Source organism: Bradyrhizobium sp. USDA 4341, from assembly GCF_054063755.1.
Genome location: NZ_JBSSGO010000001.1, coordinates 1,127,184 through 1,147,176 on the forward strand (window position 1 = coordinate 1,127,184; position 19,993 = coordinate 1,147,176).

A 19,993-nucleotide genomic window follows, 5' to 3' on the forward strand; every position below is an offset into this window, starting at 1 on the left:
TGTGACCAAGGGGGTCGAGAGGAACAGCTGGATCAAGTCCGGCAGGCGGGAGCTCGATCGTGTCCCTTTCAGCCTGGCGTTCAGGCGTTCTGGCAACGGCCGCCGGCACGACCCTTGGCCGGCGCCGGCGAGTTCTCAGCCCCATGGCCAACTGTGAATGCCCGCCAATAGATCGTGGCTCTCATGCCTCGGCCGGTATCGCATGCTTCGTGCCGGCAGGCGTTGCCAGGTGGCAACGCCGCCGGCAGACCGTCGCGTGCCCTCGGCCGGCGCCACCGGGGTATCGATTGCCACCTGGCAACGCCTGCCGGCACGCCGTCGCTTTCCTACCCCTTGGCCGGTGCCGGTGAGTTCCCCCGTCGCCCCGATGGCCAGTTGCGAGCGCCTTCCAATGGATCGTCCCCCACGCTGCCTCGGCCCGCGCTACCGACTTCCTGGCGACATCGTTGCCAGGTGGCAACGCCCTCCGGCAGACCATCGCCGCCCGCCCTCGGCCGGCGCCACCGGCTTCCGCCGCACATCGATTGCCACCTGGCAACGCCTTAGAGGAAGATTTCGGGCAAGCCCTGGGGGGGGGGAGATCGATAGCGAGCGCCTGGCGAGAGAACTGGGGCACTCGCCCGCCGAGTGTCTAAAACACGCCCCAAGCGCGAAATCGAGCCCGCCCTGTAATCTCGCGTGGCAATGTCGGACCCAGCGCCTTGATCATCTTTTCTACGGCTTGCGGCGTCACTTTCAACGCCTGGGCAGCCGACTGCACTGTGACAACAGGCGAGGACAGGAATAGCTGGACCAGGTCGGGGAGGCGGGAGCCGGCACGCAGCCCTTCAAGCCGCGCCGTCATGCGTCGCTTTGCCAAAGTCAGCTGGGCCAAATCGCGTAGACCCGCATCCGCACCTGCCTTGGCGGCCCGCAGAAACCCGACAAGACGGGTGCGCAAGTCGTCCCGGGGCCTGCGACGGTAGTCGGCGCCGCGGATCCCAAGATTAAGTGTAGCCAAGTGGCAACTAGCCTTGCCGCGCTCTCGGAGCAGTGAGGCCGCCAACTGCGGACCGAGATAGCCTTGCCGTCGGTAGGGATCGATCGCAATCCAGGCGTCCCAAGCAAAGGCTGCTGAGAGCAGGGGAGGGAGGTCCGTGGTGGCGCGGACAACAGCCTGCCATTCGTTGAGCCTGGTCTCTTCATCCCAGTCCTCATCCAGAAACAATCCGGCCTTCTGAAGTGCCGCAAGGCCTGGTGTTTCGAGTGTCCGGCTTGATCGCTCAATCAGCGCGTCCACCTCCGCGTGCTCTTGTTCGGGATCGTCGGAAGCCTCCAGCTCGAGCCCCAACGTCATCGGTCGTCGTCCCCGCAGAACCGCCAGGCCCGTTTCGCTCAGTGCCCATGGAGCTGGATGGCGGATAATCGCCCGTCGTGCCCGAAGAATCGCGGCTGCTCTGACGATCTCGGTGGTCGGCGCGCGGATGTCCATGCCAGCGTCGTGGAGAACCAGATCCTCCAGATGGACAAGCTCACCTTCGAGCCAAAGTGCGGCGCAGGCCTCGCGAAAATGGGCCCTGCTTTGGCTCCCCGCCGCCATGGCCTCATCCCGCGCCATCCGCTCGTCGAGGCGAACTACAGCCTCGGTCGCGGTGTCGAGGAGCGGTTCAATGTCCTTCCAGGGGATCCCGGCGATCATTCGCCTGATGTCGTAACTATCTGACATATCGGGGTGATTTTCTCGACAGCCAACACAATACACGATTCGGTTGGGGCACTGGTATGCGCAATTCTAGCCTGATTTTCGCGGGGAAATCGCTGTCGGCCGCAGGTAATACTGAGTCTACGAAGCCCTATAAAAATAGGGGTCCTCGAATCCGTTTGAGTCCATTTTCCAAGTAAGACTGAGTCTATTTGGAAGCGACAGAGGAGAGGTCTATCGACGGCCCGAGCGCCAAAACGAAGGAAGCTCACCTTGCTGACGTGCGACACCGCCACCTCGGGGTGCCCGCAGTGAATTTGAGCCAGCCCGGAAAGTCCCCTACGATGCACCTAGACCTGAGTCGTGAAGTTTCGGCAAAGGCCTCCGATCGGAATCGATTCACTTCTTTCTGCCCGACGATCCGAGGTCTCATAGGTTGGTTGCCAACTGGCAATCATTCGCCGTTGCCCGCGGCCCTGTCCACCCCAGCTAGATCGGTGCTGGAGAGAACCCAGTTCTGGGAAGCCCTCAAACCGAGGGTGCGATGGTCAAGCGGACGGGGGCCTGTTAGCCACGTGCCGTCGAATAGCCGTCGTGAAGGCGTCCTATGTTTCGCTGGTTAGAGTTCGGTAACCGTTCTGGCTAGCCTGTGTGCTTGTAAAAGTTCGCGAATCAGAACGTAGTCGGGCACTACCGCTATTTGCCGGAAATCACCACTGACGGCGGAAATGATGGAAAACACCGCTACAGCGCGTCAGGCAACCGAAGGTCAGCCTTTTGACGACCTAATCCTGGCCGACGCCCAGTTACTGAGCGCACAGCTGCATGCTGTTCGGGAGCGAATCTTCCCCCCGGACGCAGCAAAAGTGCTTCGCAAGTTCACACCCGGCGAGGCCGTCAAGCTGCTGGGCATAACCGATTCATATCTTCGTCAGCTGTCGCGCGCCAAAGGAGACCCGGAGCTCGAGGTGGGCCCCACCGGAAAGCGCCTGTACACTCTCGATCAGATCCACGAGATGCGTCGGCTTCTCAGCAGCACCGCCAATGGGAAGGTGAGGCCATCAACCCGATCCGGGCAAGAGCACCTGCAGGTGGTCGCGGTGACCAACTTCAAGGGTGGCTCCGGCAAGACAACGACCGCCGCGCATCTCGCGCAGTATTTGGCGCTGCATGGATATAGAGTCCTTGCCGTCGATCTTGACGCTCAGGCAAGCCTCACATCCCTGTTCGGGCTCCAATCCGAATTCGACGTAGCCGCCAACGAGACCGTGTATGCGAGCATCCGTTACGACGAGAAGCGCCGTTCACTGAGCGAGATCATCAGGCCGACATACTTCTCGGGTCTCGATCTCGTTCCCGCAAATCTCGAAATCGCCGAGTTCGAGTACGACGCGGCCAAGCATTCGCAGGGACGCAAGCAGGGCGAGCCTTTCTTCTTTGAACGATTGGCAATTGCACTCGAAGAGGTGCAGCAAAACTACGATGTCGTCGTCATCGATTGCCCGCCGCAACTGGGCTATCTCACGTTGAGTGCGCTTTGCACGGCGACGTCCGTTCTCGTGACCGTGCACCCCCAGATGCTCGACATCGCGAGCATGAGCCAATTCCTTCTTATGACCTCGGACCTTCTTTCCGTGGTGCGAGGACATGGCGGTCAAGTTCGCTACGACTTCATGCGCTACGTCGTTACCCGTCATGAGCCAAATGACGGGCCCCAGGCGCAGATCGTCGGAATGATGCGCTCTCTGTTCGGAGATCGGGTGCTCACGAGCGTCATGCTCAAGTCGACGGCAGTCTCGGATGCCGGTCTGCAGAAGCAGACCCTGTACGAAGTTGGCCGAGAGAGTTTCACGAGATCGACCTACGATCGCGCGATCGAGTCACTCGATGGAGTCAATCTCGAAATCGAAAACCTTCTCCGCAAAGCATGGGGACGTGCTGCATGAGCAGAAAGGACGAACGCCGCTCTATGCTCCTGGCACCCGTCGTGACTACGCCATCGACACCGATGGCAGGAGCGCCGACCGAAGAAAGATTGGCTCGCCCGAGAGTTGGGTCCGGGGCCGTTCGCGCCATGGGCATGTCACTCTCGAGATTCCGAGAAGACGCCGCCGAAGAGGCTCGGTCGTTGAAACTGGCACTCGAAACAGGCCAAACGATCGTCGAACTCGATCCCGCTTTGGTCGACCCATCCTTCATTCGTGATCGCATCCCTGACGGTGAGGATCCCGACCTTGAGGAATTCAAGGATGGCATCAAGACCCACGGGCAAAAAGTCCCAATCCTGGTGCGGCCGCACCCGCGGGCGGATGGCCGGTATGAGGCGGCCTATGGGCATCGACGCCTGAAAGCCTGCACCCAGCTTGGGATCAAGGTGAGGGCGGTGATCGCTCAGTTCTCTGACATTGATCTCGTGATCGCTCAGGGAAAGGAAAACAGCGACCGGCTGGATCCGTCCTATATCGAGCGGGCTATGTATGCACGCGCCCTTGAGGAGCATCCTTTCGAACGAACTGTGATCATGGCCGCGTTGTCAGTTGGCAAGCCGACCCTGTGGCGTCTGCTCACGGTGGCGAAAGCGCTACCGATCGAGATTGTCGCTGCTATCGGCCCGGCGAGAAAGGCAGGCAGGCCGCGCTGGATGGCGTTAGCCAAACGGCTCAAGAAAGCGCCCGACGGACAGGCAATTATACGCCAAGTCGTCGCCGAGCCGCGGTTTGCGGAAGCCGATAGCGATAGCCGTTTTTCGATGCTGTTCGACGCCTTGGCGCCAAAGGCAAGCGGCGCTCCGGATGCGACGGAAGTCGTGCCGAAGGCGACCAGCGCCACGCCGGCACGCCGCAGCTGGACAAACGCGCAGGGCAGGGAAGTTGTTCGAATCGAAGAGTCCGAGGCGGCGACGACGCTGGCGCTCGACAAGGCCGCCGCCCCCGAATTCGGGGCCTTCCTGATCGCGCGGCTGGAGGCTCTGTATAACGAATTCGAGGCTGCTGTAGCCGCCGCGAAAACCGATCAGTAAGCGTACCCGTGGGCCATCCGGCCGGCGGGAACCGATCAACCAACGAAAGAGAGGTACAGTAGTAAAGGAAAAGGCCCCCTGACGTTTCCGCCCGGAAGCCTTCTCTTCGGTACTTGGCAGTTCTGAGAGAATCACTTCCGCCATATTTTGTCAAGGAAACGGGCACCGTCGTGTGGACGGTGAGGGCTATTTCTTTGCCTGTCGGAAGCCATGAGACATCTCACCATAACGACGCCCGCTGGGCGGCGATCGATGACGCTTGCGCTGGCGCGCACGCAGTTGGCGATTGCCGACCAATCCGGGTCGGCGAAGCCGGTCGACAAATGGCACGTCTGGCGTGCCATCAGCGAGACCAGGGTTTCGCTTGGCCTGAAGAACGACCGCACCATCCAGGTGCTGCGAGCACTCCTGACGTTCGCGCCCGCCGATATCCTGTCGGTGTCCGACCGACCGCCGATTGTCTACCCGTCAAACAGGACGCTATCCAAGCGTGCCGGCGGTATCCCGGAATCGACCTTGAGGAGGCTCCTGAATGAGCTCGTCAAGGCCGGCCTGATCATTCGGCGTGATAGCGCGAACGGCAAACGCTACGCCCGTGGCTCAGGCGATGTCCGCGTCGAGTTTGGTTTCGATCTGTCGCCAATCGTTGTTCGCGGCTCAGAATTCCTTGAGAGGGCGGCCGAGCAGCAACGGCGAGAGATCGAATGCGGCGTCCTGCGCGAGCAACTGAAGGCTTGTCGGCGCGACGTCGCCAAGAACCTCGTGCTGCTCGAGGTCCTTCGCTCCTCTGACGGTCTCGATGAACTTCGGGCCAGATATCAAGTGCTCACTTCGCGCACCTCCGCGAAGGCTACCGTTCACGACTTGCGCCGCAAGCTCAATCAGTTTCTCGCTCTCGGCCGAGACATCATCGTTCTGCTCAGACTCGATCTTGTTGACGCTGAAATGAGCGCCAGTGAGTCTCAGAATGAGCGGCACATACAAGATTCAAAACCCTCACAAATAATAAAAGATGATAGAGAAACTGACCTCGAACTCGAAGAGGCGGAACGAGCCGAAAAAACCGCTCCGTTGCCCTCGGTCGAGTTTACGCTTTCGAGCGTCCTCAAGGCTTGCCCGCAATTCGAACGGTTCTCGAAAACCGGCATCTCCCATTGGGGCGATTTCCTGCAAACAGCGGCGACCGTCCGCTCAACACTCGCGATCAACCGGAGTACCTGGGACGAGGCTCTCGATGCCCTCGGCCTGCAGAATGCCAGCATCGTGCTGGCGGCGATCCTGGAACGAGCCGAGACTGGCAACATTTCGTCCCCAGCAGCCTACATGCGCGCTTTGACGAAGAAGGCCTCCCAAGGGAAGTTTTCGCCAAAGCCTATGCTCGTTGCCTTGATCCGAGAGCGAATGAGATCTGAACGATTGCGGTTGCAGGCAACCAATCTCGGGATCAGCTCCGCCGCGATCAAACGAGCGCTCGAGTAGGTGGTTGGTTCGATCGGCGATGCGTCACCGATCGAACACTCGTTCCGTCGATGGATGCTGTCGGTTCTTGTTTTTTCGCCACGCGTCTGTCCGGCCGGCAATGTAGGGGCGTGCAAGGTGCTTGGAGACAAGCCCTTCGAGACCCATCAAGCAAGCATGTCGAAAGAGGTCCGGGCCGATCGCCCCTCTTTCGAACGTCGCCATGAACATGCCCGACGGCGGTCGCTTGAGCAAATCGGCAAGTGCTTCCTTGCGCTCGGAGAGCGGCAAACGACGGAGATCGTCATCATCGAGGGCGAGCAGATCGAACGCGTAGAGTTGGGCCTCCCGATCATGCTTGCGTGAGTGCAGGGCGTTGAAATCGGACATGCCCTGTTGGTTCAGCACCACGATCTCGCCGTCGACGACAAAACGTTTCCGGCGATGCTTCCTGGCTGCCTCGACGACGAGCGGATAGCGCTTGGTGAAATCCTGGCCACCGCGGGAGAAGAGCCGGACACGATCGCCGTCCTTTTCCGTCCGGATGCGATAGCCGTCTGCTTTGATTTCGTGGATCCAGTCAGGGCCTGCAGGAACGACGCCTTTGCCGTTGGTTGCAAGGCAAAATTCAAAGGGTCTGGCAAACATCTCGGTAATGATCTTGGGCGCTTACATTGGAAGCGCCAGTTGAATGCCCAGTCTCCGATCATCATAGCGATCCAGAAAACCTTCCAGGGAAGGCGGGACTATTTTGTTGAGATCAGTCAGACGTCGGCGGAGGATTTCAGCAATATCGTCGGAAACGTCCTGCGACCAGTGCTCGGCCGTGTTGAAGGCCACAATCCGGACCGGGTCGCTGTACTGTCCGTCGATAAGGTCGCGAACGAGCGTTTGCAGATCCGTATCCCGCTCGTCGGTCTCTCGCCAGGACCGACCGAGCTTCTCCCCGAAGCTGTCGAGGACCAGGTAGACGTCATGGTCGTCACTTGCCGGCACGATCGACGGGGAGGGCATCGGGAACTCCACACCTGGATACGTCCCCGGAGGCTATCACCCGACCGTTGGGGGCGTCGAATCGGAATTCCCGGAGCCCCGATTTCTACGGTATTCCAATCACTTCCTCTGTCCTAAATGAGCTAGACCGTAGTACCTATAGTCAATTGTTGCGTGCACAGCGCTAGGGTTGAGACATGGTGTTGCCCGGGGCAGGGCGCTCCGTGTTCCTTGTCGAGGACGACGCCATCATCAGGATGCTGCTGGTCGACATGCTCTCGAGGAGCCCGGGCATCGGGTAAGCGCGGAAGCCGGTGATCTCAAAACTGCCGAGCGTTTCGCGCGCACGGCGGAATACGATTTTGCCATCTTCGACGTAAATCTCAACGGCAGGTCCATCTCACCGGTAGCTGACCTAGTCAGCGAGCGCGGCCGTCCTTTCATATTCGCAACCGGCTACGGGATTTCTGGCTTGCCACTTGCTTACCGGGATCGGCCCGTCCTGCACAAACCCTTCAAAATCGACGCCCTAGGCAAGGCCATCGACGCCGTTTTGCAGCTCATGGAACCAGGTCCCGGAATCGCTCCGGCAGCCTAACTTCCGACTGCCCCATCTTGCCCTGCCAATCCCGTAATCTCGGGTCGCGCGATGTAGGCCCTGGGATCTCCGTAGTCCAGGCCTCGGACCGCTTCAAAGAAGGCTATGATCGAATCCTGATCCAGGAACACCTTGGTCGAAAGGTGAAAGGTGTACTTGCCTGAGCGGTCGAAGGCGATCGGTTTCCCCTCGACGAAATAGGACATCAACGCGGCGAGAATGGTTCGCGCCTTGTCAGCACAGCAAGCTAATCCTTCGTGCGCTTGCACGATGGAGCGGAAGTGCCGCTCGACGTAACTCGCCCGTCTAACCAGATATCGCGCTTCGAGTGATCCGGGAAAAGCCTCCTCCAGAAGTCCGTCGACGACCCGTTCGTACGGGCGTTGCAGCGCCCAGCGGAAGGCGGTCAGATCCATTGCCTCCAGCGCCGCGCGCGCCGTGCTGACCGTCGGCGATGAGCGAGCAGCCTGATAAGCCTGCTTGTCCTCAGCATCGAGTCCGGCGGTGATTATCCCCAGGACATCGCGGATACCGCTCTCGTATTCGTCTTTCGGCTGAGACTGGCGTTTCATCCGATCGGCCCCCTGTGAGTTGGTGTGGATCGTGCCCCGTCAATGTACGGAGACTGCAATCTGATCCTTGACCGATAGACGATATCGAGGCACGTGCAGGGCTACAAGGTGATGGAGCTTTTTCCCAACTCCTTGAAGGATTCGATAAGCCAAAAACGTGACGTGGAATGCCCTGCTTTCAGGCTTTCGTGGCACCAACCCGGTCAGAGGCTGCTCGCCATGGAATATCCTCGTCGTCGTCTAGTCCTTGAAGCCCAAGGTTTCTCTTCGGACCTCTATGGTCCCGCTGATCGGCGGCTTCTGGTCAAGACCTTCGGAGCGCAGGCGATCGACGCGTGCGACATTGTCTGCATGTGGAATGATCTCGCGCCAGATCACGACTGGATCGTCGCGGTCATCCGCAATGTGGGCTCGGGTGATCATTTCGTCTGCGAGCATCTCGCCAGCGAGGAGTTCGCTTTCCGGAAGGTCGAACCGTTCTCGTCCGCCGCCTATACCCGCATCGCCAATGTCCTGAAAAACGACGACACGCCCGACGTTTGCCATGAGCATCGCCTGGAAGAGCTCGCCGCGGCGGCCGACGCCGCCAATTCTGGCCTTGGAGCCCGCATAATGCATCACGAGGGCAACTGGGTCAGGTCTGAACTGGCTGCCATGGGGCGTGTGGAGGCGTCCTTGCACGGGTACCTGCAGCCGGGATCCTGCTAACCAGTGTTTCCCGGCGTCAGGGGCGGAGGCCAGCCACCTCCGGCTCAGCCGTCATTGCCTGGAGGGCGCGATCGAAATCGAGCTCGAGAACGGCGGCTACCGCCGCACGATCCACGGCTCTCAGGTCCTTCAGGGTCTCGATTTCGGCGATCCGATTGAGGACATCCCGATCGTTCTTCCTGGCCGCGATCAGCATCTCGTATCGAGACCCAAGCTCACGCAGATGATCTCCAACGATTGACCGAGCGCGCTTTGCATCTGCAAACTCCTGCGTGGACGGTGCGGTAAATGGATCGACCGCTTCGATCATGTTGCGGTATTTGTGGTCGCGGTAGTTCTCTGGAACGCTCGGCAAGTCGAATGCGATGAAGGTCGCCGCTTCATCACACCGATCGTCGAAGGTCCAGTCCGTATTCGCCACACAGGTCACGCCGACGCCGGTATCGCGGGCGAGTGCTGCTGCCAGCTCCTGCCATTCGAGTTTTCCGCCGTAGTCGGTTAGCCGCGCGAAGGCGACGACGCCGAGATTGGCGCTTTCATAGATTTCCACGGGGCTTCCGATGCGTTTTTCGATGGCGGCCGAGACGGCGTCCTCGAAGTTGCTCTGTTCCATTTCCACGTCGTACGGGTGATTAGTCACACTTGTCTCCTGAAGTGAATTGAAGTGAAGTGTCCGTTGAGTCGTAGGATTACATTGCCGGCGAAGTCGGCTCTGGGGGCAAAAGGCGATCGAACTCTGCCCAGTAATCTGCGCCTGTCACGCCGTAGGGCTGCTTGTCAGCTTTCCATTCGATCCACTGATCGGCATTTTCGTGGTACTGCCGATCGAACTCCCTGCCGCTCAGACGAGCCCGCCAGGCAGTCGCATCAGCTTCAAGCTGGTCGCAGACGTCAGCCGGCGCGCCGGGCAGACGGCGATACATATTGCATCCGCCTCGGCCATCGTTGGAGGCTTCGATAACCGGCTTTCCGTTGAGCGCGACCTTGGCGTTGAAGCAGGTCGTCTCCTCGCTCATGCGCTCGAATGCCTTGTAGTTGACGAGCGTCCAACGATCCATGGCGTCGGGGCCATCCGTCTTCAGGGGGTGATCCGAGAGACTAAAGACGCTCACTGAGCCGGAGGCCATGTGCTCGCCGCCGTCATGGATGACCTCGATCTTGCGCGAGCCGCCCTTGCTCACCACGCCATAGCGGGTCGTTCCCTTGTCGGTCCATTCGACCCGATCGCCCTTGGCGTAGCTCGCAGGCTTCTGGGCCGAATTCTTCGGCGCCGGCTTTTGGCTCGCCTGGGCATTCATGGCCCAGACATCCCACCTGCCGCCATCGTCGGTATTCACCTGCATCCGGCCGAACATGTCGACCTTGACCACGGTCCCGGCCTTCGAGCCCTCGAACGCCTTGTTCTTGAACTCAATCCGGTCGCCGGGTCCAAAGCGCTTCGACGGGTGGTCAAAGGTCATGGGCTCGTTCGATAACTTCACGCCATGCAGCGTGCCGCTGAATCCGTTGCCGTCATCGGAGATGATCTGAAGGTTGTTGCCGGTTCGCTTGTAGACCAGCCCAAACATCTTCGCGCCGCCAGGCCCGCTAAATTCGACGCGGCTGGTCCGCTTGATTTCCGGTAGGTTCATAGCCCTCGCACTCCTTTGGATCGAAGGAGAGGGTCGCCTGGTGGTTTGCAAGGCGCAAGCCAGGGTGAAGGGCCCGTGCTGAAGTCGGGAGGTCTAAGTCGGCTCTTGCCGTGGCTGCGGGATCACGAATTCCATGAAGGGATGCATCCTTCGCTCAGCCTTCGGCCCGCAAAAGCTGGAGTTTTTGAGGCTTGAGACGGCATTCGCCTCGACGCAGTTCGACCTTATCTTGCCCCTTCAAGTAATAGAGTTTTCGGTACGTCACGTCGACAGACAGTCCCATGTCTCGCGCGAGCGCATCGATTGAGTTCCATGACGTCGATAGGAATTCTATTGCTTTTTTGCTTCTCACGCTGGGTTTCTTGGTGGATTGAGGCGACTCCACCTGGGGAGTTGTCGGTATCCGAGCCGGCTCAGGATTGCGTTGTGCCGCAAGGTTGCTGGCAAGGTCGAGCAGAAGATCTGTCAGGTCGGCCAATTCGGATCGCATGGCCCTTAGCTGGTCTGGAACGGTCTCGACGGGCTCGGGTGTCTTGAGGGCCTTCTCCAGCTTTGCCGGTTTCTTTTCGGATTGTGGAGGTGGACTCGTGTTGACGCCATCGGTCTTGAGGGCCCTGGCGAATGTAGGAGCGAGCGTTCAAACGGCCAAAGTAATCACTGCCGGTTTTTGAAGTGAAGACGCGCCAACCTGCCAGGCAATTTCTATGTGGCCGCCATTGGTTTCCCGCGTATCGTATCTGATGTTGTAGCGCTTCAGTTCTGCGACCGCGAATTCGAGTTCTTCGTTCCTCCTCATCTTCGCGCCCTCCCGTCAAAGCTCTGTTTTGAGGTGGTCTCGGAGCAAGCGGGCCCGGGCCCGATGAGGGAGATGTGGGTCTGGCGAGCGCATTGGGAACCGGAGCCAAGCGCAACCCGAAGCCAGTGGGTGGAGGTCGAAGGGACCTATTGACATGATACAACCTCAAGGTACGGGCGCACCGATTCACGTGTGTAGTCTGCAAAATAATCAGGGGTGCCGCAAGCTGGTTGCTTAAGCCCTTGGAGGATGTGGATATCTTGCGGAACCGCTGCCGTGGCGAATGATCGACAGCGGTATCAAGGGAGGTATCGGATTGAGCGCCTTGCCTGTCTCGCTGACTGCGCAGGTTTTCCAGTCGTTTCCACAATTCCGCAAGTTTCCTGAATTGATCCTCTCCGGAACTCGCTGCTAACGCTTGCCCCGTCAAGGACTAGATTATGGGCGTCGCCCATGCCTTGGTCAGCGAGCATTTTGCCTTGGGCGTGGTCCGCATCAGTCAACTGGATGGAAAGCTTCCAAACGTCGCCTTGCTACGCCTGTCGGCCTGGCACCGGGCGCGTGGTGATGCGGTTCGGTTTTACGCCGGCGCGGCAGCGGCTGAGCGTCATCTGGATGAGCCCGTCTACGACAAGGTCTATGGCAGCGCCATCTTCAGTTTCTCCAAGCCGCTGGTTGACCGGTTTCGGACCGAGTTTCCCGAAGCGATCGTCGGTGGGACGGGCACGGGCGAGCCCAATACGGTCGAGCAGCTCATTGGCGAGGGTCAGGACCTCGACTATTCGATCGCGCGTGGTTTCACAGCCAGCATCGGCTTTACGCAGCGCGGGTGTCGGCTGAGCTGCAAGTTTTGCGTGGTCCCGGCCAAAGAGGGCAAGGCGCGTGCCGCCAACACGGTCTATGAGATCTGGCGTGGCCCAGGCCATCCAAAGCACCTGCATCTGCTCGACAACGATTTCTTCGGTCAACCGCGCGAGTCCTGGCTCGCACGCATCGCGGAGATACGCGAAGGCGGCTTCAAGGTTTGCTTCTCTCAAGGCATCAATATCCGCATGGTCGACCGAGAGGTCGCGCAAGCCTTGGCGTCAATCGAGTATCGCGACGATTCTTTTCGCCGGCGGCGGTTGCTCACAGCCTGGGACAACCTCAAGGACGAGCGGCGCTTCTTCCTTGGCGTCGAGGCGTTGGCCGCGGCTGGAATTCCGCCAACGCATCTCATGGCCTACATGCTGGTCGGGTTTGACAAGCACGAGACCTGGGCGCGGCTGTTCTATCGTTTCCGCAAGATGACGGAACTCGGGATCAAGCCCTATCCGATGATCTATGGCGAGAAGAAGCGTGGACTGCCGGACGGGGGCAGCAATATCTCCTATGAAGGACAGCGACGCACTCTCGGAGAGTTCCAACGCTGGGTTGTCACGGGGCTTTATCGGGCCGTCGAATTCTCTGATTACGATGTCCGCATCAAGCGGCCGCGGACTACAGAGATGATGCAGTCGGAGCTCGCGTTGTAGCGGATCATTCGGTGGATGCCTGCTTTGCTCACTGGGTCCGCGTCTCGCTCTGAAGAGCAGCGCACCCGGCTACGGATGCCTGATCAAGTCGGAAGCCAAGGCGACAACGCCGAGCAGACAAGCCACACCGATGACAACGGTCATCGGTCACCTGGACTTGTGAGGCCTTTCTCTCGGTATCGGGCCTCCCGTTTTGGTCGTGCCAAGGATTCGATTAACATTTGCTTGTCTGATTGTCCCAGCGTTCGGGGATGGAAGAGGCGAGATCACAATGTTTGAGCTTTGCTTTCTGCTGCTGATGACCTTCTTTTTGCCCCTTGCGGTCACCGGTCTGGTGTTCTTCGCCTGGGTGAGGGGGCACTACCGCGCCAGCGGATCGGCCGGGTCGGGGTATCTCCTGCGGCGCCTGCGGCACTTGAAGGTCCTGAGTTCCGCGCGGGCCGGGATTGCGGGGAAAGTGACATCCGTCGCGGAGGGGCTTAATCAGGATCCGTGCTAATGCTGCTGCCGGGAAACTACGGAGTCTGCCGTGAATCAGTCTGTTCGGGAAGCGGCCGCCATTGCAAGGAACGGTGACGGTGACCTCGCCATTTTCATCAGTCCGCTAGCTGGCGCTCCCCAGCTCGATCATTTTGAGTACTCGGCGGCTGAGCGCGAAATCATCCTGTACTCGCGGGGGATCGCCCTTGGAATGTACAGCATTGAGCGCGGTGTCTCGTCAGAGGTTCTGGAACAAGGCTACGATCGGGATCTTCTGGTCGTTCAGCAATTCGACGATGGGCGACTTGCTGTCCCGGAGCAGCAAGTTTCGCCGCTTAAAACCGCGGGCCCGCGAAGCTGACCGACGTGCGGTAAGCGGGATAGGTCTTCAACACGCCGGCGTTGCCGTCTCCAACCAGAACCGGGCGCTTGGTTTTCCCATCGCGCACGGTGAATTCTCGGATGTCGAGATCGAATTTCACGACCGCCGAGGAGCGGTCGAATTCGATCAACTTGCCCTTCACGTCCGAGGCTGATTTCAGGTCGTCGCCGACAAGGATGGGCTCGTTCGTTGAAATGGGTTTGGCGCCGAACGCGGACGAGAGCTTTCGGGCGATAGGGTCGCCGGCATCAGCCAAGCGCTCGAGTTCGAGCTTGGTCTTGTCGGGATCCGCGACGAACTGCGCCGGCAACTTGCGCGTCCGTGGATCCGCCTGGACATAATCGACGAGATCGGTGATGCGCTTGAATTCCGGGACCTGTGGGGCGGAACGCATCCAGGTCACCAGGTCGGTGCTGACCATGCCCTCTTTGACCGGGACGAAATAGGGCCTCATCGGGCTGATCCTGGCTTTGGCGAAGGCATCGCGAACCTGCCGGAAGCGGGTGAAATCCGCCTCGGGAAGCTGGTTCACCAGTTCGGCGATCGCTTTCAGGGAATGAGAGTGGCCGATCGGACCATACTCGCCGGCGGCAAAGCGATCGAGGGTTTCGCGCAAGGCGACGCTGATCAGGTGCGGCTCGCGCGGCGGGCTAAACCACTCGTCCAGCTCACGTTGGGCTGCGTAGAACTCCACCTGCTTCACATCGCCGGTCTCGAGCAGGATCTTCAATGCCGCGAAGGCATCCGCCTTCCATTCGCTGGGACCGAGAATGGCGTGACCGACTTCATGCCACAGAACGGCGAGATGGGCCTGCTGATCGCTGATTGCGCCTAGATTCCCGCGGACGATGCCTCTTTGCAGCAGCCCGTCGGCGTTCAGTCTGGCGTCGCCGCCAAAAACCAGGAATGCCTGGCCCTTCTCGTTGGCGGGGAAAGTCGTCGGGCCGCCCTCGCCATAGAAGGCGGGGATCGGTAGTACCTGGGGACGAGTGTGCAGGATCTTGGAGACGCGCTGGATCTCGATTTCCGGCTCTTTCGATCGGTCAACGAGGATTGCCCTGCCGGGGAATTCCTTGTCGACCTGGGCGCGGACGACGTTGAGTAGCTCCACATAGTGCTCGATGGGCTGCTTCAGCGACGCGTTTTCCTCTGGCATAGCGGCAACGAATTCGCGGACGGGCGCGGCCAGATGCGGAAGGATGTTCTTGATGTCTGGTCGACCGACTTCGGGGCCTTCGGCATGTCGCGGGAGGGCGTCGGCAGGGGAGATCGTGAGAGAGCTAACGGTCAGGACCGCCGCGGCCGCGGCCGCGAGACGAGGTCCTCTGCCCTCAAGGGTGAGCCCCTTCCTTGCGAATTTTGCCAGCACCGAACCGATGGCCATCAGAAGACCTTCTCTGCAAACGATGCCGCATCGTTTCCCGGATCGCTGCAAGAGGCGAGCAGGAACGCTCCGCGTCCCCGATTAATTCGGCGTAATGCGAATCCTTGGCTGTCACTGGGCGAGAGCGGCGCTCAACAGCGAGACATCCTCGATCGTAAAACCTGGCGGCAAAGTTCCGTCAGCCAATTCCGACGCGGCGCGCCGGCGGGCTCGCTCCAGGCACATCATCATTGTCTTCTGGAAACCCCACAATTCATTGCGATAATCGATACCGTCAAGGCGACAGGCCACTTCGTCGAGGAAGATCAGCATCTCGATCGCGTCGGCATATGGTTTTGGTGCCGCCAGCCCTGCCAGGCGCTGCAGAAAGGTGGTGCCGTATTCGCTCATGATGACTTGGTCTGGAAGAGCGCGAAGTGCCGGCGGAATTGTATCTCGAACGAGTTCGATCATCGTGGCGGTGACGGTCATTACGGCTGCGCCGTAATCCCGCAACATCGGGGCGAGGGGCTCGGCTCTGATGGGAGGAGCCTCAAATACCTCCACGGAGTAGCGGTCCGTGCCTTCCGTGAACTGTCGCTCTTTCCTCGCTCGATCAAGCTCGAGTTTCTCGGCGCGCCAAAGATCAGCATCTCGCTTGCGGTCAAAGCGGAAAAGTTCGTAATTTTCAAACGCCCGCGGCGGCTCAAGATCAATCGGGTCGAGGAGGCTTTCAAGCGGCCTCGTCCTTGGGACCGGACAAAGGTCCAGCGGGATCGTGCCACCTCGGAAGTGCCTCATGGGGGCGTCTAGCAGCCAGAGCGGTTCGCCGGTCCGGGCGAAGAGGCGGCCATTTCGGATCAGGACATCGTTCGCGGCGCGATGGAGGTGGGTGACTGCTATATCATGGTTGCCTTCCAGTGTCCGCCGGCTGGCGACCTTATCTGCTTCCATTTCCGGCCAGTCTTGCGTTCGCTTCATGGGCCCCAGGAGCGTTCGAAGCTCGAGGACATCTGGAATACGTCGGGCCGGCCGATACGTCGATATGGTATGATTTCCCCGTTGCTTGCCGAGCTCGCTGGTCCATTCTTCGACCGAGACATCAGCCGTGTTGTCGACGGTTCGTACCGGCCACCAAACGTCCTCCTCGAAGGCCACAAGCTCGATTGGATCGGCCGTTCGCAGGACTTTGCCGTCAAGGACTTTGGTCGTTGGCGCGGGTGTCAGAAAATAGGCGCGTGGAGCTTCCTTGGCGTCGACCTCGCGGACGGAAATGGTGGCGCGCGATAGATGAGTTTCGTGCCTTATTCGCCGGCCGTGCGGCGCAAGGTAGCGAACACTGAACGGGAAATAGACGTCGACCAGCACCAGGTTGCCTCCGACCCGGAGGTTTGTGGCGATCTCACGGGATTCCCCTGATTTGGCTTGGCTACCGCCCGCGGCCAACCCCGCAATTGTTGTTTTCAACCGTTTAGCATTCGGCGCTGCCAGCCCTTTCTTTCAGGTAGAGAATCGGGCGGCGCTCAGTCTCCAATGGATTGGAAAGGGCGAGGCATCACAGCGATGGGCTCGGTGGCGGCTCGGTGTCCAGATGCGCGCAGACTTCCTGATACAGGTCGTCATAGTTAATGCCTTGGGATGCGCAATGATCGCGTAGACCGCTGGCCACCTTGTGAACGAGCGGCCCGCCGTTCTGCTTTGGGCCAAACACCTGATCGCGGAAGAAACCCTGGCTGTCTGAGTATGCCGCCAGCGAGCAGATATAGTGCCAGACCTGGATCTCCCGATCGCCTTCCATTCCCGCCGATTTGATGTGGATTTCGAGCGAGCGCTCCGCGCATAAGGCCGGAGCGACACCGGCGTCGGCGTGCTTTTTGAAGGTGGCGATGGCCTTTTGAGCCCATTCGCAGGAACGGTCTGTCATTGCTGCAACTCCATGGTGCGTGGACGTGTCCCATGCCGGCCGGCAAGCTGCAAACTGGCGTAGTGAATTGCGTGGACCGCGGCGGCAGCCCTCTTGCAGACGAATCCTTGAGCAGGTCTGATCCGCTCCAGAAATAAAGGGGCAACTCTATGACTGATCAAACCATCAACTCGTGCGCGACCGGCTCTCTTACGAACAGTCTCCTCGATTTCTGGTGTCGCGCGCACGGCTATGTGCTCAAGTCGATCGGCGATCGGGTCGTGATCATCGATCACGGGTTCGGTGATACTGTCTGGCTGATCGAGGATCTCGCCTCCGTTGTTTCAAGGGCCGGCGGGACGGCGGCTGCTGACCTGGCAGCGCTTCGCCTTCTGTCCGATGAAACCTATGAGATCCGACACAATCCGAATTGCCCCTCGCCGTTCGAATTGCGTACGCCTGGGGTGACCGGGCTGATTGACCGTGAACCGGCCAGGGTTACTCTCAACGACGTGGGTTATGGGCATTCGGTGTCAGAGGCCGCGTTGTCCCTCAAGGAGCGCGTTCAACGACGGGCACCGCGTGGTCGTTCTCCGGGATGGTCGGAAGCCGCGACTGCGCGCGTGTGAAGGGCGATCATGAAACCGGAGTTCATCACTTTTACCGGAGCTGACGACGAGACTTCGGTCGCCGGCATGCGCGACTTATCAGCGTCCTATCCGATCGAGTGGGGTATTCTCTTCAGCCCGCAGCGGCAGGGAAACGAGCCGCGTTATCCGTCCCAGGCCGCGATCGCCCGTTTCGAGGTCTCCGGTCTTCGTCTGGCTGCTCATCTCTGTGGCGGCCATGCGGTCCGGATCATGGATCTTGTGACGCCCAACGTACCGGCTGATCTGGCTTTATTTTCGCGTATCCAGGTCAATCATAGCAATCCTGATCCGGAGCGCATCGCCGAGTTCTCGGCTCGCTGCGGCAAACGATGCATTGCTCAATCCCGCTCGCTCGAATTCTCGAAGGATGACAGGGTCGATTGGCTGTTCGATGCCTCTGGCGGGCGCGGAGTGTCTCCCTTGTTCTGGCCGAAGCATCCTGGTCGCCCGGTGGGGTACGCTGGCGGGCTCGGTCCCGATAACGTGGTGGCAGCCTTGGAGGCGATCGGCGCCGAGGGCTCCTATTGGGTCGACATGGAAAGTCGCGTTCGAGAGGGCGATCGGTTCGGGCTGAACCTTGTCGAGAAGGTGTGCGTGGCCGTCTACGGGGCTCGTTGATGGCTGCCGCCATTGTCGTGAGCGACTGTCAAAAGTCATTTCTGCTGCGGTTCGTGAACCGCGGCTGGCTGCACGGGACCCGGGAAAGTGTCGAAGAGCAGGCCGCGGTGGATCTCGGATTGCGGAAGGGGTGGCTCCGGCGCGAACTCTCCGAGGTCCATTTCACGCCGCGAGGGCGGATTGCGCTCTGCGGTGACTGTTAGGGTGTGGCGGCGCTCGTCCGTCTGGTTCAGCAGGGGGCCAGCGCCGGCGCGGATGCCTCCTCCCGGATGCAGCTCATGAAATTGTCGACCATGTCCTCGAGGGACCAAGACGGTCCGTGTGCAACCGTCTTTCCATCGGCGCTTTCGACGACGATCGATTCGGGCGAGCAGTAGAGAGCGTTGCCGCTGAGTTCACCGTTCTCGAGGACGACGTGGATGCGATCGCTGTCCTCGAGTTCACCTTCCGGATTGACCTTGATGTTGCTTGCCAGGCCTTCGCGGCGAACGATGGTGAGGATCTGACGGGCGGCGTGAGCGGTGCATTCGAAGCGGGCGGCCATCGGGCGGCTCCTCGGTTGACGTTGGCCGCATTCTCTTCGGACCCTCAGCAAGTCGGAAATCCGCCTCGGGGCGTGCGCTTCCCACTACGTCGTCTTGCGTTGCCGTTTCTTCGCCCATTCGATTGCGTGCACAAGAATTGCGTCCAGATGATCGTCGAAACGAGGCTTCCACTTCAAAAGACTATGGGCGCGACCTATCGTGGAGACGCTGGTCGACGGGTCGCACGGCCGGCTTGAAAGCAGTTTGACCGGAAACTTGCGGCCTGACAGGCGTTGGGCGGCCTCGATTACTTCCAGCACGCTGCATCCGCGTCCGTAGCCCACGTTTACGACAGGCTGGCTACCGCCTGATTCAAGCGAGCGCAACGCACCGAGATAGGCGTCGGCGACGTCGGCGACGTGCACATAGTCGCGTATGCAGGTACCGTCCGGCGTTGGGTGATCGTCCCCATAGACCTCAATGCTCTCCCTTGCGCCGATGGCGGCTTCCGCCACGAGGCTGATTAGTCCGGAACCTTTCGGACCGCGATCCCCGGTTCGCATGTAGGGATCTGCGCCTCCGATATTGAAGTGCCGAAGCACGACGGCCGAAAGCCCATGGGCGCTGCAGGCATCGGCAATCATCCATTCAGCCGCAACCAGCGAACGGCCGAGAGGCGAGATCGGAAAGGTAGCGGAATTCTCATCTAGAAAGGGGGCGGTTGAGGAGCCGTAGACCGCGGCGCTAGAGGCAAACACGAGCCTGGCGCCTGACCGTATGCAGGCCTCGAGGAGATTCTTGGTCCCACTAACGTTCCGATCGTAATACTCAAGGGGATTTATGGTCGATTCATCGATGGCATCCGCGCAACCGAAGTGAACAACCGCATCGATTGTGAAGCGCGCGAAAACACCGTCGATGGCCACCCTGTCGGAGGGATTGCCGAGAATGAGGGGGACGTAGGCTGGAATTGCCTCAACATCGGTTCTGGACACATCGTCCAGGACAATGGTGGCAATTCCCTCGTCATTGGCCGTGTGGACGAATTGGCTTCCGAGAAAGCCGCAGCCGCCCGTCACGAGGACGGTCATTATCGAATCCTT

General features: G+C 60.0%; 22 protein-coding genes and 1 pseudogene. 10 read left to right on the forward strand and 13 right to left on the reverse strand.

Annotated features, from left to right (window positions below):
* Nucleotides 1–631: 631 nt before the first annotated feature.
* Nucleotides 632–1,678, reverse strand: a complete 1,047-nt coding sequence (locus ACVIGB_RS05570) for an RHE_PE00001 family protein (protein WP_456717724.1) — start codon at nucleotides 1,676–1,678, stop codon at nucleotides 632–634.
* Between the two features lie 731 nt (nucleotides 1,679–2,409).
* On the opposite strand from ACVIGB_RS05570, the gene repA reads away from it, so the two are divergent.
* The 3 genes from repA (at nucleotide 2,410) to repC (ending at nucleotide 6,179) form a co-directional block, all read left to right on the forward strand.
* The gene (gene repA / locus ACVIGB_RS05575; RefSeq protein ID WP_456717723.1) at nucleotides 2,410–3,627 is read left to right on the forward strand and encodes a plasmid partitioning protein RepA; all 1,218 of its coding nucleotides are present in this window, start codon (nucleotides 2,410–2,412) and stop codon (nucleotides 3,625–3,627) included.
* A gap of 62 nt (nucleotides 3,628–3,689) precedes the next feature.
* Nucleotides 3,690–4,700: a plasmid partitioning protein RepB gene (gene repB, locus ACVIGB_RS05580; RefSeq protein WP_456749112.1), complete on the forward strand. Its 1,011-nt coding sequence runs from the start codon at nucleotides 3,690–3,692 to the stop codon at nucleotides 4,698–4,700.
* Between the two features lie 210 nt (nucleotides 4,701–4,910).
* Complete coding sequence (repC, locus tag ACVIGB_RS05585) at nucleotides 4,911–6,179, forward strand: plasmid replication protein RepC (RefSeq protein WP_456717721.1); 1,269 nt, start codon at nucleotides 4,911–4,913, stop codon at nucleotides 6,177–6,179.
* A 24-nt stretch (nucleotides 6,180–6,203) separates the two neighbouring features.
* Here repC and ACVIGB_RS05590 read toward each other — a convergent pair whose 3' ends face one another.
* Both ACVIGB_RS05590 and ACVIGB_RS05595 read right to left on the reverse strand, forming a co-directional pair.
* Nucleotides 6,204–6,806: an ATP-dependent DNA ligase gene (locus ACVIGB_RS05590; protein WP_456717720.1), complete on the reverse strand. Its 603-nt coding sequence runs from the start codon at nucleotides 6,804–6,806 to the stop codon at nucleotides 6,204–6,206.
* A 21-nt stretch (nucleotides 6,807–6,827) separates the two neighbouring features.
* On the reverse strand, nucleotides 6,828–7,172 hold the full coding sequence (locus tag ACVIGB_RS05595) for a hypothetical protein (protein ID WP_456717719.1): 345 nt from the start codon (nucleotides 7,170–7,172) through the stop codon (nucleotides 6,828–6,830).
* A 176-nt stretch (nucleotides 7,173–7,348) separates the two neighbouring features.
* Here ACVIGB_RS05595 and ACVIGB_RS05600 point away from each other — a divergent pair.
* Nucleotides 7,349–7,749: pseudogene (locus ACVIGB_RS05600) on the forward strand (response regulator).
* On the opposite strand, the gene ACVIGB_RS05605 reads toward ACVIGB_RS05600, so the two are convergent.
* A complete protein-coding gene (locus ACVIGB_RS05605; protein ID WP_456717718.1) occupies nucleotides 7,746–8,321 on the reverse strand; it encodes a hypothetical protein in 576 nt (191 codons plus the stop codon). The pseudogene ACVIGB_RS05600 and the gene ACVIGB_RS05605 overlap by 4 nt on opposite strands.
* Nucleotides 8,322–8,414: 93 nt before the next feature.
* Between ACVIGB_RS05605 and ACVIGB_RS05610 the strand changes: the two genes are divergently transcribed.
* A complete protein-coding gene (locus ACVIGB_RS05610) occupies nucleotides 8,415–9,029 on the forward strand; it encodes a hypothetical protein (protein ID WP_456717717.1) in 615 nt (204 codons plus the stop codon).
* A gap of 16 nt (nucleotides 9,030–9,045) precedes the next feature.
* Here the strand turns inward: ACVIGB_RS05610 and ACVIGB_RS05615 are convergent, their stop codons facing one another.
* From ACVIGB_RS05615 to ACVIGB_RS05630, 4 genes are all read right to left on the reverse strand, one after another.
* Complete coding sequence (locus ACVIGB_RS05615) at nucleotides 9,046–9,669, reverse strand: hypothetical protein (protein ID WP_456717716.1); 624 nt, start codon at nucleotides 9,667–9,669, stop codon at nucleotides 9,046–9,048.
* 49 nt (nucleotides 9,670–9,718) lie between these two features.
* Nucleotides 9,719–10,660, reverse strand: coding sequence for a hypothetical protein (locus ACVIGB_RS05620; RefSeq protein WP_456717715.1), 942 nt, complete (start codon nucleotides 10,658–10,660; stop codon nucleotides 9,719–9,721).
* Between the two features lie 154 nt (nucleotides 10,661–10,814).
* Entirely contained in the window at nucleotides 10,815–11,138 is a 324-nt protein-coding gene (locus ACVIGB_RS05625) for a hypothetical protein (RefSeq protein ID WP_456717714.1), read from the reverse strand.
* A gap of 159 nt (nucleotides 11,139–11,297) precedes the next feature.
* On the reverse strand, nucleotides 11,298–11,456 hold the full coding sequence (locus tag ACVIGB_RS05630) for a hypothetical protein (RefSeq protein ID WP_456717713.1): 159 nt from the start codon (nucleotides 11,454–11,456) through the stop codon (nucleotides 11,298–11,300).
* Between the two features lie 440 nt (nucleotides 11,457–11,896).
* On the opposite strand from ACVIGB_RS05630, the gene ACVIGB_RS05635 reads away from it, so the two are divergent.
* The 3 genes from ACVIGB_RS05635 to ACVIGB_RS05645 all read left to right on the forward strand — a co-directional run bounded on the left by ACVIGB_RS05635 (nucleotide 11,897) and on the right by ACVIGB_RS05645 (nucleotide 13,811).
* The gene (locus tag ACVIGB_RS05635; protein WP_456717712.1) at nucleotides 11,897–12,970 is read left to right on the forward strand and encodes a hypothetical protein; all 1,074 of its coding nucleotides are present in this window, start codon (nucleotides 11,897–11,899) and stop codon (nucleotides 12,968–12,970) included.
* Nucleotides 12,971–13,241: 271 nt separating this feature from the next.
* Complete coding sequence (locus tag ACVIGB_RS05640; protein WP_456717711.1) at nucleotides 13,242–13,469, forward strand: hypothetical protein; 228 nt, start codon at nucleotides 13,242–13,244, stop codon at nucleotides 13,467–13,469.
* Between the two features lie 30 nt (nucleotides 13,470–13,499).
* Nucleotides 13,500–13,811, forward strand: coding sequence for a hypothetical protein (locus ACVIGB_RS05645; protein ID WP_456717710.1), 312 nt, complete (start codon nucleotides 13,500–13,502; stop codon nucleotides 13,809–13,811).
* On the opposite strand, the gene ACVIGB_RS05650 is transcribed toward ACVIGB_RS05645, so the two are convergent.
* The 3 genes from ACVIGB_RS05650 to ACVIGB_RS05660 all read right to left on the reverse strand — a co-directional run bounded on the left by ACVIGB_RS05650 (nucleotide 13,786) and on the right by ACVIGB_RS05660 (nucleotide 17,119).
* The gene (locus tag ACVIGB_RS05650) at nucleotides 13,786–15,216 is read right to left on the reverse strand and encodes a hypothetical protein (protein WP_456717709.1); all 1,431 of its coding nucleotides are present in this window, start codon (nucleotides 15,214–15,216) and stop codon (nucleotides 13,786–13,788) included. The two genes, ACVIGB_RS05645 and ACVIGB_RS05650, sit on opposite strands and share 26 nt — an antisense overlap.
* Before the next feature lie 111 nt (nucleotides 15,217–15,327).
* Nucleotides 15,328–16,563, reverse strand: a complete 1,236-nt coding sequence (locus tag ACVIGB_RS05655) for a hypothetical protein (protein ID WP_456717708.1) — start codon at nucleotides 16,561–16,563, stop codon at nucleotides 15,328–15,330.
* Nucleotides 16,564–16,750: 187 nt separating this feature from the next.
* Nucleotides 16,751–17,119 carry a hypothetical protein gene (locus ACVIGB_RS05660; protein WP_456717707.1) on the reverse strand — a complete coding sequence of 123 codons (369 nt, stop codon included), beginning with the start codon at nucleotides 17,117–17,119 and terminating at the stop codon, nucleotides 16,751–16,753.
* Between the two features lie 149 nt (nucleotides 17,120–17,268).
* Between ACVIGB_RS05660 and ACVIGB_RS05665 the strand changes: the two genes are divergently transcribed.
* Together ACVIGB_RS05665 and ACVIGB_RS05670 are read left to right on the forward strand one after the other, a co-directional pair.
* A complete protein-coding gene (locus ACVIGB_RS05665; protein ID WP_456717706.1) occupies nucleotides 17,269–17,727 on the forward strand; it encodes a hypothetical protein in 459 nt (152 codons plus the stop codon).
* Nucleotides 17,728–17,736: 9 nt separating this feature from the next.
* The gene (locus ACVIGB_RS05670; protein WP_456717705.1) at nucleotides 17,737–18,366 is read left to right on the forward strand and encodes a hypothetical protein; all 630 of its coding nucleotides are present in this window, start codon (nucleotides 17,737–17,739) and stop codon (nucleotides 18,364–18,366) included.
* A gap of 229 nt (nucleotides 18,367–18,595) precedes the next feature.
* Here ACVIGB_RS05670 and ACVIGB_RS05675 read toward each other — a convergent pair whose 3' ends face one another.
* Both ACVIGB_RS05675 and galE read right to left on the reverse strand, forming a co-directional pair.
* Complete coding sequence (locus ACVIGB_RS05675; RefSeq protein ID WP_456717704.1) at nucleotides 18,596–18,910, reverse strand: hypothetical protein; 315 nt, start codon at nucleotides 18,908–18,910, stop codon at nucleotides 18,596–18,598.
* 84 nt (nucleotides 18,911–18,994) lie between these two features.
* Nucleotides 18,995–19,993, reverse strand: a 999-nt coding sequence (galE, locus tag ACVIGB_RS05680) for a UDP-glucose 4-epimerase GalE (protein ID WP_456749104.1), incomplete at its 5' end; no start/stop codon positions are given.